This window comes from Hahella chejuensis KCTC 2396, assembly GCF_000012985.1.
Lineage (GTDB): Bacteria > Pseudomonadota > Gammaproteobacteria > Pseudomonadales > Oleiphilaceae > Hahella > Hahella chejuensis.
This window is the reverse complement of the sequence record NC_007645.1, coordinates 5,675,215-5,688,366: the sequence shown is the minus strand read 5'-3', so window position 1 is coordinate 5,688,366 and position 13,152 is coordinate 5,675,215. Positions and strand designations below refer to the sequence as shown.

Below are 13,152 nucleotides of genomic sequence, written 5' to 3'. Positions count from 1 at the left end.
CGCAACTGAAAATGTCCACACTGGCGCAGGGCCGGTGATGTATGGACTTAACGGAGTGTTCGGATGCAGTTTGAACTTCAATATTTATTACTTGCGTTAGCGCCTGTCTTTCTCGGTTTTATTGCCTGGGAGGCCTGGTATCTGCAAGGACGAGGGGCGCAGTTTCCGTCCGCGCGTTACACCTGGCCGGATACCCTCAGCAACGCCGCGTTGGCGTTGATGCATGAGGGCTCCGAGGCGGTAGCCGCCATCGTGCTGATATATGTTTACGATGCAGTGTTTTCATTGCGCCTGTTTGATATTCCCACTGTATGGTGGAGTTTCATCCTGTTGTTTCTATTGCAGGATTTTTGTTACTACTGGTTTCACCGCGGAAGTCATCGCATTCGCTGGATGTGGGCGTCTCATGTCGTACATCATTCCTCCGAGAGCCTTAACCTGTCGACCGCATTTCGACAGAGCCTGACCTATCCGATTTCGGGTATGTGGCTGTTCTGGCTGCCGATAATATTGGTCGGCTTCACGCCGCAGCAGGCCGTGACGATGGTGATGCTGAGTCTGGCGTTCCAGTTTTTTATCCATACTCAGGTGGTGCGTCGGCTAGGCTGGCTGGAATACCTGTTCAACACTCCCTCCCATCACCGCGTGCATCATGCTCGCAATCCGGAATATATCGATAAGAACTTCGCCGGTATTCTTATTATCTGGGACAAACTGTTCGGCACTTTTGTCGCGGAAAAAGATGAATTGCCTTGCGAGTATGGAGTGGTGAAGCTGGTGCGCAGCCATAATCCGCTCTTGCTGACGTTTCATGAATGGCGGGATATGTGGCGTGACGCCCTTACGCCCGGACTTTCTCTGGGGAACAGATTAAGGGCGCTGTTCGGTCCGCCGGAGGCTGCGTCATCTGATGTGCAATCAGAGAGTCAGACTATTAATCAGGCAGACAAATAGCTGTCTGCAACGACAGGGCCTGCACATGTCAGGCCCTGTCTCCCGCCGCCTATATCCACTATAGTTAAAGGACAACGAGGCGATGGCCGCTATGCGTCGTAAAGAGTTTTGGAATCAGAGGGTTGGGGCATGTTTGAAGCAGTGGAGCTGGGGCGTAAGCTGGACAAGAAGGACTACAAAAAGCAGGCCTCGTATTACAGGGACAAACTGTTGTTCGCCCAGTTCGCCCTGGTTAATGCCGGTGCGCCTGTTTACATATTGCTGGAAGGCGTTGACAACACATGCAAGGGTGAGGTGGTCAACCTGCTGAATCAATGGCTGGACACCCGTGGCCTGGAAGTCACCGGGTTCGGACCGAAAACGGACGAGGAAGCGGAGCGGCCCCGCTTCTGGCGCTACTGGCGCACCTTTCCCGCCCGTGGAAGCTTTGGCCTGTTCTACGGCTCCTGGTATACCGGGGAGTTGATCAAACGCACCCTGGAAAAGCAGAGCAAGGTTGATTTCGACAGCCATATGCTGCGCATCAATCGCCTCGAAAGCATGCTGGCTCAAGATGGCGCACTGATTTTAAAGTTCTGGCTGCACACTTCCAAGGCGTATCAAAAGAGCAAGTTTAAAGAGCTGAAAAAGGACAAACACGGTCGCTGGCAGGTGTCGGAATTAGATAAAGCCTTACATGAACGTTATTCCGATTACATCAAGGCTGCTGAGCGCGCGGTGCGCCTGACCGATCAGCCTGAAGCGCCATGGATTGTGGTGGAGTCCGAGGACGACTACTTCCGCAATATCATGGTGGCGAAAACGATTTTACAGGCCTTTGAAAATCGGCTGGCGGAGAAGAAAGAAGATGTCGAGTCCACGAAGTCCGCTTCCGCCAAAAAGCCTCCCGGCGATTTTCCGACCGAAACCGTCTTGAACCAGATCGATCTGAGCGCAGAGCTCTCGCGAGAGGAGTACGAAACCCGATTGGAGCTGGCGCAGACGCGGCTGAACAGCCTGAGTTGGCGCGCCTATCACCAGGGCGTTTCCACGGTGATGTTGTTCGAAGGATGGGATGCTGCGGGTAAGGGCGGCGCTATACGACGTATTATGGAGGCCATCGATGCGCGTATCGCCAGAGTGATCTCCATCGCGGCGCCGACGGATGAGGAGAAAGCGCACCACTATCTGTGGCGCTTCTGGCGACATGTGCCGCGGGCGGGACGCGCCACGATTTATGACCGCAGCTGGTATGGACGGGTGCTGGTTGAGCGGGTGGAAGGGTACGCCAGCATAGACGAATGGCGCCGCGCTTATTCAGAGATTAATGATTTCGAAGAGCAGCTGTGCAATCACGGTAACGTCTTGCTGAAGTTCTGGCTGCATATCGATCAGGAAGAGCAGCTAAGTCGTTTTGAGGAACGGAAAGCGACGCCCCGTAAGCGCTATAAAATTACGGACGAAGATTGGCGCAATCGGGAAAAGTGGCCCGCCTATGAGCAGGCGGCTCACGAGATGATCATGCGCACCAGTACGGATTATGCGCCCTGGACGCTGGTTCCCGCCAACAGCAAGCGACACGCGCGTGTGACTGTGCTGGAAGCTGTCTGTGATCGGTTAGAGAGAGCGTTGCAGGAAAAACGCGGGTAGCCAGGGCGAGCGCCCTGACCTCCGGTTTCTGCGTATGCCATGCTAGACCACCGGCGCAGGCGCGCTGGCCTCACGCTGAAACGTCGGCTCCGCGTCCTGCAAAAAGTCGGCGATGAGCGGACACACTTCCACGCCTTTGTCTTCGGGCAGAAAATGTCCGGCGTCATCGAAAGTGACGGCGGTGTGATGGTTGAGCAACTGCATCCATGTACGCAGTTCCCTTTCCTGAAAGGCGAAATCCTTCATGCCCCATAGGAGCAAAGTTGGAATATCTGCGATGTTGGCGCGTTTTTCCCAGAGCTCTTCCAGCCACTCGTCCGCTTTGATGATCTGCTTGGGAAACACCCAGCAGCCTTTGCGCTCTGCAGGGTTTTTCAGCGGCTCGGAGTAGTGTCTGTAGATATCCGCGCTCAGCTTTTTCTGCACTGCCTGCTTGAGCAATACACTGACGAAAACATTGAAGCGCTTGATCATGAAGCGTCCAAACAGTCCCCCCATCAAGGTGCTGAAGGTCTCGTATTTGACATCGCCATGAGCGGACCACATCCAGGTGTTCATAATCACCAGGCGGCGTACGTTTTGAGGGTGGTTCAGGGCGTAGGAAAGGCCGATAGGCCCGCCCCAGTCCTGCACCACCAGTGTAATGTCCTGCAGGTTCAGCTTCTTGATCAGGATTTCCAGATTCCTGGCGTGGTCTTGCGGCAGATAGGACCAGTCGCCGGGCTTGTCGGATAGGCCAAAGCCGAGATGATCCGGGGCAATGCAGCGAAACTGTCCCGACAAACCTTTGATCATGTTGCGATACAGAAAGGACCAGGTGGGGTTGCCATGCAGCATGACAATAGGCTTGCCCTGACCTTCGTCGACGTAATGCATACGTCCTGGTCCGAGTTCAATATAGTGCGATGCGAAAGGGTATTCCTCTCTATTTATCCATTGATCGTCCATGGCGGCTCCATTTTTCGGATTTTAGCCTGATTAAAGGAGTAATCTTCTTGAAAGCTATAGGATTAATAGTTATACGTACGGTGCTCATCCATCAGATGAACAATTGCGCGCCTCGCGGAAAATCCTTGTCGCCGGGAAGTCTGTCGGAATGATGGAAAGCTTTCCTACTTTAAATGAGACAGCTGCTTGCGGCCAGAGGAAAATTGCCGGGAAGGCGATGACGCGACGGGTGAGCAGCGGGCTGTACGCATCAATCTTGTGCGGTGAAATATGATAGAGCGGAGTTTGGAAATAAAGGCGTCTCCCGAGATGCTGTTTGATCTCAGTCAGGATTACAGTAAACGCCTGGCGTGGGACCCGTTTCCAGAATCTTATCGCTTTATAAATGGGACACAGCCTGCAAAGGGATTGCAGCTTGAAATCGTTGCGAAGAATGGCTTTTCCATGGTGGTGGAGTATGTTTCATACAAACGCCCCTCCGTTGTTGCTATAAAAATGGTGAAGGGTCCCTGGGCGTTTGCAAAATTCGCAGGCTCCTGGTCGTTCCAGCAAATATCGCCCGACAGCAGTAAAGTGACGTTCAAATATCACATCATCGGCGCTCCGTCATGGTTGCGGCCTATTGTGACGCCAGTGATTAATTTTATATTTGGCCGTAGCGCCAAGCGCAGACTGTCCGCGCTTAAGCAGTATGCTGAAACACTCCCGTGATAGATGAAAGAGTTCAATTGATGCAACTTGCTTAGGACTGTAGCAAAAGCCTCTCTGTGTCCGGATTAGACAGAGCGGCGATTAAGATGTGCTCCTTTTCAAGGAACCAATATGTTAAGAAATTTTTTTAAGACGCGCGCACTGAATAAATATTTGCGGGTGCTTCCATCCGTGTTGCGTGAGGATTATGGCGGCGGTCCTCAGTATACATATGGACAGATTACGACAGCGATTTCCAAATATGGCTTGTCTGACAAGTATGCCCATTACGCTGTCGCACTGTTTGCCGTTCAGGAAAGTATAGAGGCGGTTTTTACTGAGCACTTTCCAGAGCTGGAATACGAAAGGGTGCGTAAAGAGATTGCGGACAGGTTTTTCGCTGGCGATTTGGACTTCAAAGTCAACATCAGAGGTTTTTCTCCAAATGGGAATACTCCGGGAGGAACGCCCACCTGTGGCGGATCGGATTGAAGGCGTGCGGAAAGTGTAATGAAAAAAATCCACAACATGATATTAGCGCTGCTGATTTCCTTATCCATTCTATACGCGCTGTTTCAGGCATATTTGAATCTGCAGGGTTTCGATGTTTCTAACTCGACAGATATGTTATGGAGTTTTGTATTTGCAGCTTTAATCGCCCTTTGGGTATCGAAGGAGCCAAAGAGACAATTGTTTAAAGCGCCATTTGAATTTCACGCCTTCATATTTTTCTTGTGGCCGGTAACTTTACCTTACTACCTTATTAAAACCCGAGGCGGCATCGGTATCGTGCAGTATCTCGGGTTTCTTGGGATGAAGCTGCTTTCATTTTTTCTTGGACTGGCGGTTTACCTTTATTAAACAAAAAAAAACAGGACTCAACTTGAAGGTGTTGTGTGAGGTCGGGCACTGGGAGTGCTTACATGAATGTATGCTGAATAGGGTTAAACTATAAAATTTGCCCGCCAAGTTAACTTTTGTTTAGAATGCCGAACGTGAGATTTGGTCGTTAATTATCCATCTCTTACCTCCCTTTCGTTTCAACGTGGATGAATTCCAAAATACCCAGAGATATCAATATGAAAATCCAAACCTTGGCATGTAGCCTTCTTACGCTTTCCGTTTCTTTGGTTGGTTGCGGTGGTGGAGGCGGCGGTGGCTCCAGTAGTAGTCAGCCGGCTAATACTCTGGTTATAAATGACGAGAATGCGCCGGCGGTGGCTGCCATTGTTGTGGCTTCCGATTTCACTGGAGGCATTGAAAGCGGCTTTGATGACGCTGCTGAAGTGTCCGCCATCCCTGAGCAAAAGAAATATTTTGAAGCACTGGAGGCGGGGCGGTCCGCTAATGCGACGGAGAGGTTTAACGAAACCATCGCCTGCGACGCCAGCGGCGCGCTTAATCTCGATATCACCGGCACTTCCAATGATGGCGGCGATACGGTCAAATTTTCTGGTAAGTTCGGCTTCAACAACTGCAGTGACGACGGAGACTTTTTTATAAACGGTGTGTTGTCCACGTCTGGAAACCTTTATGGAGGCGGAGAAAGAGGCAATGTGAATATGGGGGGAAGCGTCAGCCTGAGAGAAGCTTCATCCAGCAAAGATGTCTCTATTGGCGGCTTAAGTTTGAAAATGGATCTGGAATATGGCGAGTATAGCTATACCCAGTCTTATTATGTGACGGGCTCTTTGGTTGAAGGCAATACTTTTAGCGTTACGACCAGTGAAAAAGTGACAGGCATCCTTGGTTCGGCGCCGACAGACGGCGTTTTGAAGGTAAGTGGCGCTGAAGGCACTAGCATGACCATTGAGTTCGATTCAGGCGGCGCCGGCGTGTGGGTCAATGTGGATAGTGATGGTGATGGCGTCGGTGAGGGCGCGAAGTATTATACATATGCGGCGCTGGATAATTTTGCCGAGGACTGATCCCCGTTTAACATGGCGCCTAAATCTTTTTGAACTTGAGTTTTAAGATGTATCAAAACCGACAAGCATTGGCGTTAGGATCTCTGATATTTTTGGCTGTCGCATTTGTGGCGTTCATTCTTCTGGCGCTATGGGGATGGCCAAAATACAAAATCTACAAAATGGAAGCTGACGGCGTAGCCGCGCTGCGGGAAGCGGAATGGACCAAGAAAATCCTGATTGAAGAGGCCAAGGCCAAGGAACAGGCGTCGCTTTTGCAGGCGAAAGCTCAAGTCACGTTGGCCGAAGCGGAAGGCAAGGCGATGATTGCACGGGCCAAAGCCGAAGGTCAGGCGGATATTGAAAGGGCCAAAGCCGCCGCTGAAGCCAACAAAATCATCGGCGCGTCACTGAAAGACAATGAAGCCTATCTGCGCTACGTCTGGATTAAAGGCTTGCAGGACGGGAATGGTGAGCGGATTTATATTCCCACTGAAGCCGGGCTGCCGATATTGGAAGCCGGTAAGGCCAAGTAGCGGCGTCTCTAACCTGGATTATTCTTTTAAGCCGGTCGGGCTACCCTGTATATGAAAGGATAATGCGCCTTATTTCCGGCGCATTTATTTTGCTAAAGAGTAAGTGGGACAAATGAAAACAAAAACGCCTATCCCCCAGGAGCGCAAGGAAACCGTCAGACAAGAGCTGTTGTCGGTATTGCAGGGCGGCGCTTTTACCGTCGGCTCATTATCAAAGCTGGTAGGAAAATCCGAAAAGGAAATTTACGATCACCTGGAGCACTTGCAGAAGACGGGATCTCTGAAGATTGAACCCGCCCGCTGCGGCAAGTGCGACTACGTATTCGAAGACCGTTCCCGAGTCAAAAAGCCGGGCAAATGCCCCCAGTGCAAAGGCACGTTTATTGACGAACCGGTATTCTCCGCAAAGTCCCGATAGGGCATAGATGAAACTTTTGGAGGCGACTCATGCAAAGCGAACAGACGTTGCGCGAAACAATACAAAGCTATCGGCAGGCGCTGCGCGGGTATTTGCTGGACTTGATCGCAAAGATCAAGCAGTCGCCCTATAACGAAAATATCTACGCGTTCATTATCGATGTGCGCATACATCACTATTACTGTGTGGTTGGCGTAAATAATCTGGCTGGCTATCAGTCCTTTACCGAAAGTGAGAGTCACTCCGCCGCAGATTTACTGGGTTTTAGCGGACGCAAATTCAATGTGGACGACTTTTCCATTCGGGCGGAAGGCAATGATGAGCTGGGAGAATTCAGCGCATTGTTTAACGAACTCTGTCGTGACTATTTTGATGTGTCGGAAGACGCGGATGCAGGAACGGATGAGCGGGAAACCGCCGAGCGTCTTCTCACGCTCCTGCCTGATCTCTACCTTGAGGCGCACGTCGAAGTTCTGAAAGAAGTAAGCGCAGAGTTGCGTACGATGAACACGGTTGATGACTTCGTGGCGTTTGTCGCGGCAAGTTGGGATCTGGACGAAGCGCAGAGTGTGGCTTTGGCCAAACAAACCATCGCTGATGATTTATTTGATAAAGTGTTCCCGCCTTCACAAGTTGTCACGACGGAAGAGCAGGATCTATCGGACCTAGATGCGTTGTTGCGAAAAATTACCGACCACTACCTTTATACCGGTTCAGATCGAGCGATTTTGCATGCCGATCTGGTTTGCAAATATGAAAGTGCGCTGGCGGACGCCCGACCGCAGATAGATGACGCACTAATCGGCGTGATCAGCGATCTACTGGCCGAGGTGAAAAACAAAAGCAAGAATCAGGACGAACCCTACTTCATCAATTTGTTTGAAAAAGAGGGCGCGTTCCTGTCCGCTATCTGTGGCCTCTTTTTCGCTAACCCTGTCCCTCGCCAGGCGACAGAACAGCGTCTGCTAGGATTGCTTTCCCTGATTTGTGCGGAACCCTACCGCAGCACCGGCCACACCATGTCCATCGCGCCTTCTCTTATAGCGGATGTCCTGTATACGTTGAATGCGGAGCGCTTTCCCGTATCGGATTCCTGCATCACGACGTTCTATCTGCAAAATTATAAAGCGTACTTGTCATAACCGTTCACACCATTGGCATGTTAATAATAAGGCGCATGGATGCGCCTGCGCGGCGGCTAGCCGCGGGAGACAGGGCCTGACCTGTGCAGGCCCTGGCGTTGCAGCCAAATAGAAGGAAGCTATTTGGCTGCCTGATTAATATATTGCCGGAGGCGAGAAAAAACGATTAAGATCAATTCGATAGGCGCTATGGTCTGACAGTCTGCCTGATTGTCGATCCTGGTTGCGTCGAACAGCGCAGGAACCGCGCGCACCACTACAATGGATTAGTTTTAAGATGTTGAGAGACGCCATTCATTTCATCTGTACAGAGATGTCGCCCCTTGTCCGTAGTCCTGATCCCGCGCGCCAGTCTGGAGCGCAAGGCGCTGTAGGCTTGGGATGGCGTTTCCTTTGATTGCTCGGCGGAACCTGAGCGTACGCAGCAAGCTTATCCTCTGCCTTAGCCTGAGTGTGCTGCCGTTGTTGTTATTTGCGGCGATCCTGGCGTTTACCTTCTCGGAAAGTATGACGGCGCAGGGGTACGAGCACTTGGCGTCAGTTCAAGACGTTAAGCGTAACCAGGTGGCGGAGCTGTTTAAAGAACGCTTGGCGACCGCCCAGGTGTTTGTGGGGGAAGTCTCCAGCTATGCTATGTCCGAAAATAACACGCCTGCGCTGCATTACCTGAAAGAGTTCAGTATTGGCGCGATGCATTTGACCAAACTGGACAATGAACGCGCAGAGAGCCTTCAGTCTCTGTTTTCTGGTCATACTGGTGCGCTGGCGTCATCCCGTTCTGAAAACAACCTTATTCGCCGTGCCTACTACGATAATATCCACGCCGACTTTCATACCCGGCTGCGTTCGTTCAGCGAACGTTTCGGCATTGACGATATGTACCTGATCGAGCGACGCGGCCGGGTGGTCTACTCGGTGAATAAAGGCGTCTATTTCGGTGAAGATCTTAAATCGGGGAGGTACTCATCTGGCGCTGACGCCGGTTTGGCGAGCATGTTTGAGAAAGTGGCCGCTCATACCGAGACACTGACCACTGACAGCGTGTTTACCGGCTTTTATCCCTATCCAGGCCGTGACCACTTCGTGAATTATGTCGCCAAGCCCTTGTTTGAATTCGGCGTGCTGGTCGGCGTTGTGGTGATGCAGTACAGCAACGAAAGTGTGTGCCGCCTGCTTGGCGGGTTCTCGCACCTGGCTGGTCTCAGCGAAACCTATCTGGTTGCGCCGGATCACCGGTTGCACTCTACCTTGACGCGGGTGAGCGAGCGCCCGGCCAGTATTGATAACCTGGCCGTTGAGTCGGCCTTGGCGGGACTGAGCGCGCGACAGGCGTATCCGTCCTATGACGATGCGCAAGTGCTGGCTGTCTCCTCGCCGGTTGACGTATATGGCGAAATCTGGGCGCTGGTGACGGAGATACCCAGCAAACCTATATTCAATGAGATGTACGCCACGCTGGGCATTGGGCTGGCTATCGTCATCAGTGTGGTATTGATCATTGGCGCGGTCGCCTGGCACTACTCCGGCGTGATCACCGAACCGATAAAGCAGCTGACGTTACTGGGAGACGAATTATTGGAGCAGCAGGGCGCGAGGCAAGACGCCGTCGAGCATCAGGATGAAATCCGTCGCATAGAGCGCTATTTTTACGCCATGCGGGAAGCGATGCTGTCGGAGGAGGCGTCCAATCAGGCGAAGTCGCGCTTTCTCGCCGCCGCCAGCCACGATCTGCGTCAGCCCTTACACGCTATGGGGTTGTTTATCTCAGCGTTGGAGCCTTATGTGGAGGACGCCACCGGCGCCAAGCATATGCGTAGACTCAAGTCCTCTCACGACTCCCTGACCAAACTGTTTAACGCCCTGATGGATATGGCTCGTCTTGAAGCCTGCGCTGTGACGGTGAATAAAGAGACGTTTTGCGTGGATACTCTGCTCAATACATTGGAGGGCGAGTATCGGGCGCAGGCGAAAGCCCAGGGTGTCAAGCTACGGGTCGCGCACTGCGGCGCCTATATCCATACGGACTCGCTGCTGCTGGAGCGCATGCTGCGCAACCTGCTTACCAATGCACTGCGTTATGCCGAAGGCGGTAAGGTGCTCTTGGGATGCAGGCGCAGGGGAGACAGACTGTCTATTCAGGTATGCGACAATGGCGTCGGAATGACGCGGGAGCAGCAACAGGAAGTTTTCAAAGCCTTTGTACAGTTGGATAAACGCAGCGATGGCCTGGGGTTGGGGTTATCGATCGTAGAAAAAACCGCAAAGCTGCTGGGCCTGCCACTGGGGCTACGCTCGGAGTCCGGCAAGGGGTCAATCTTTACCCTTGAGGCGCCTGTAGTCGCCAAACCTGAGGCTGCGTTTATGGAATACCAAGCGGAAGCGTCCGGCGTTCCGGCGCGACAGTTGGTGGTCGTTCTGGACGATGACCAGGAGATTTTACAAGCGATGGAAGCGCTGCTGACGGGGTGGGGCTGTGATGTTGTGATGGCCCGCAGTCTGGTGGAGCTAAGCGATAAACTGGATGAGCTTTCCTCTGCGCCGGACCTGCTGTTGGCGGACGTAGAACTGGCGAACGGCGAAAATGGCGTGGACGCCATTGAACTCATGTCGCAGCGGCTGCAAACGCCGTTTACGCCGGCTTTGATAACGGGAGACACATCCGTGGCGCGCATGCAGGAAGCGGCGAAGATGGGATTGCTGATGCTATACAAACCTGTCGCGCCAGCGCAGTTGCGTTCCTTGTTGATGCATGCGCAAAACCAGCGGCAGTCCGAAACGGTATGAGCGCCGCGTCAATGAACTCATTAGAGATAAGAAATGTCGTCGATGATCCGCCGATTCCTCTTCCAACGTTGGGATATCCTACATTTGCAGGATTGGAACCAAGAGGGGTTTTGACTAGGCTGCGCGCATTACTCCGGCTGGGGGTATCAGCTGGGCGACTACATGTTTGGTCTAATTCAAAGGACTATCGAGAGCTTTCCTGATGATGGCTTCAAAAATACTCATCGCCGAAGATCATGACTTGTATCGAGACGGCCTGCGGCACTTGGTTATGGAGATTTTTCCGGACGCTAAGATCGTGGAGGCGTCTGACTTTTATACGGCGAGCGAGCAGCTCATATTGCACCCGGATCTGTCTCTGTTGATTCTGGATATCCAGCTGCCCGGCACGCAACGCCTAGATGGCGTGAAGCAGTTGCGCAGCGCATATCCGCTGTTGCCTATCGTGGTGGTGTCAGCGTTGGAAATGGGACCTAACGTGCAGAACGTGATGGCGCTGGGCGTGAATGGATTTATCGCCAAATCCGCCAAAAAGCATGAAATGCAGGAAGGCTTATTGGCGATACTGCGCGGTGAGCTGGTGACAGTGACGCAATGTCATGATCAACTGCCGTCGTTTTCGCCGCGCCATCTCGAAACCCTGGAGTATTTGACTCAGGGACTATCAAATAAAGAAATCGCCAAGAACCTGGGCATTTCCGATATTACCGTTCGACAGTATGTTTCCGACATTATTGATCACCTGGGCGTGGAGAACCGCACGCAGGCGGTAATGGCGGCGAAAAAGCGCGGCATCATTATCGACTGAGAACCGCTTGGCCTTTTCACTTCTCCTCTTTTGACAACCTGTTTCCCGGCGCCTTACCCTTCCATACCCGTATTTCTTTCTGTTGCGCGCACTTAACTGTCTGATTCGTATTACAGAAAGCGGCGGATGTTGTTTCCGGAACCTCACTGGAAGCGTTGAGTTTCGACTGTCGATACACGTGGTCATGCAATGGATTTCGCCAACCGATGTCGCCATTTTCGGCGACTGCTTTCCCTCACTGTTTTACTCGCGCCGCTGTCATTTGCACAAGGCGCTGATCTTCCTGCTGAAGCTGCAAGTCAGACCGGTCCGGCGACTAAGCCTCTGATTTTATATAGCGTGCTGTCGGAATACCCGAATGTGGTGAGTTATGCGTTCACCCGAAAAACGGGGATACCCGTGGAAATCATTGAGATGCGCGGCAGCGGCGCGGCGATGGCCAGACTGCAGTATGAGCGGCGTTCCGGTAATGGCGATATCTGGTTCGGCGGCAGTCTGGGCTCGCATATTCAGGCTGGCGCGGAAGGATATTTGGTCCCCTATGTCTCGCCGCAGACGACGAAACTGGAGCCATTGCTGGGCGGCCCTTTTATGGAGGGAACGGTGAATGGATTGTATGGCGGCATTCTGGGAATTGTCGTGAGTAAGCCGTTTCTGCAGGAGAGGGGCGCGCCGGTTCCCAAGACATGGAAGGATCTTGCAGACCCTGTGTATCGCGACATGATCGGTATGAAAAGCCCTCTGGTTTCAGGTACGGCTTTTACCACCCTGATCAGCATGATCGCGTTGATGGGTGAAGACGCCGCCTTCGATTACTTCAAAGCATTGCATCAGAACGTGGAGTATTACGGCAAAGGCCAGACTTATCGCGTTTCGACGGGACAGATCGGCATTGTCATTACTTTTTACCATGAGGTCGTGAACTCCATCGAGGACGGCGATGTGGCGTTTATCGTCCCTCCTGAAGGCGTAGGGTATGAAATTGGCGGGTTGAGTATCATCAAGCACGATGGCCAGGATGTGCAGAAGGCGCAGGCGTTTATCGATTTTGCGCTCTCCTGGGAAGGTCAGTCGTTAATAAAAAACGCGGGCAGCGATCGCATACCTACATACAGCAAGCTGTATAAAGAGCAAAACCAACAAATTAAATTGCAGGATGTAACACTGCTGCCGTTGGATTTCGAGTGGGCGGGGATAAACCGACAGCGCCTGTTGGACCGCTGGACGCAAGAAGTCGCATCGCTGGAGAAGAAAAGGTAGTCCAAAAAAACGCCAATTAGCTCCACTGCAAGGCTGGCTCAGGAGCTAATGGCGAACAAGGAGTTATGAAAACGTC

General features: G+C 52.3%; 13 protein-coding genes. 12 read left to right on the top strand and 1 reads right to left on the bottom strand.

Going from position 1 to position 13,152, the window contains the following annotated elements:
• Positions 1-63: 63 nt before the first annotated feature.
• Entirely contained in the window at positions 64-954 is an 891-nt protein-coding gene (locus HCH_RS24970; protein WP_011399285.1) for a sterol desaturase family protein, read from the top strand.
• A 129-nt stretch (positions 955-1,083) separates the two neighbouring features.
• Positions 1,084-2,583 (top strand): polyphosphate:AMP phosphotransferase, encoded by a 1,500-nt coding sequence (gene pap / locus HCH_RS24965; RefSeq protein WP_011399284.1) that lies wholly within the window; start codon positions 1,084-1,086, stop codon positions 2,581-2,583.
• Positions 2,584-2,625: 42 nt separating this feature from the next.
• Here the strand turns inward: pap and HCH_RS24960 are convergent, their stop codons facing one another.
• Positions 2,626-3,531 (bottom strand): alpha/beta fold hydrolase, encoded by a 906-nt coding sequence (locus HCH_RS24960; protein WP_011399283.1) that lies wholly within the window; start codon positions 3,529-3,531, stop codon positions 2,626-2,628.
• A 270-nt stretch (positions 3,532-3,801) separates the two neighbouring features.
• Here HCH_RS24960 and HCH_RS24955 point away from each other — a divergent pair, with 270 nt between their 5' ends.
• The 10 genes from HCH_RS24955 (at position 3,802) to HCH_RS24910 (ending at position 13,076) form a co-directional block, all read left to right on the top strand.
• Complete coding sequence (locus HCH_RS24955; RefSeq protein WP_083769822.1) at positions 3,802-4,242, top strand: type II toxin-antitoxin system RatA family toxin; 441 nt, start codon at positions 3,802-3,804, stop codon at positions 4,240-4,242.
• Positions 4,243-4,353: 111 nt separating this feature from the next.
• A complete protein-coding gene (locus HCH_RS24950; RefSeq protein ID WP_011399281.1) occupies positions 4,354-4,713 on the top strand; it encodes a DUF6559 family protein in 360 nt (119 codons plus the stop codon).
• 18 nt (positions 4,714-4,731) lie between these two features.
• Entirely contained in the window at positions 4,732-5,082 is a 351-nt protein-coding gene (locus HCH_RS24945; RefSeq protein ID WP_041598915.1) for a hypothetical protein, read from the top strand.
• Positions 5,083-5,300: 218 nt separating this feature from the next.
• On the top strand, positions 5,301-6,149 hold the full coding sequence (locus HCH_RS24940) for a hypothetical protein (protein ID WP_148212657.1): 849 nt from the start codon (positions 5,301-5,303) through the stop codon (positions 6,147-6,149).
• 47 nt (positions 6,150-6,196) lie between these two features.
• Entirely contained in the window at positions 6,197-6,664 is a 468-nt protein-coding gene (locus tag HCH_RS24935) for a hypothetical protein (protein WP_011399277.1), read from the top strand.
• Between the two features lie 112 nt (positions 6,665-6,776).
• Positions 6,777-7,082, top strand: a complete 306-nt coding sequence (locus tag HCH_RS24930; protein WP_011399276.1) for a transcriptional regulator — start codon at positions 6,777-6,779, stop codon at positions 7,080-7,082.
• A gap of 29 nt (positions 7,083-7,111) precedes the next feature.
• Entirely contained in the window at positions 7,112-8,224 is a 1,113-nt protein-coding gene (locus tag HCH_RS24925) for a hypothetical protein (RefSeq protein WP_011399275.1), read from the top strand.
• Between the two features lie 381 nt (positions 8,225-8,605).
• The gene (locus HCH_RS32725) at positions 8,606-11,008 is read left to right on the top strand and encodes an ATP-binding protein (RefSeq protein WP_011399273.1); all 2,403 of its coding nucleotides are present in this window, start codon (positions 8,606-8,608) and stop codon (positions 11,006-11,008) included.
• Positions 11,009-11,210: 202 nt separating this feature from the next.
• Positions 11,211-11,816 carry a response regulator transcription factor gene (locus HCH_RS24915; protein ID WP_011399271.1) on the top strand — a complete coding sequence of 202 codons (606 nt, stop codon included), beginning with the start codon at positions 11,211-11,213 and terminating at the stop codon, positions 11,814-11,816.
• Between the two features lie 189 nt (positions 11,817-12,005).
• Complete coding sequence (locus HCH_RS24910) at positions 12,006-13,076, top strand: ABC transporter substrate-binding protein (protein WP_011399270.1); 1,071 nt, start codon at positions 12,006-12,008, stop codon at positions 13,074-13,076.
• Positions 13,077-13,152: the final 76 nt, after the last annotated feature.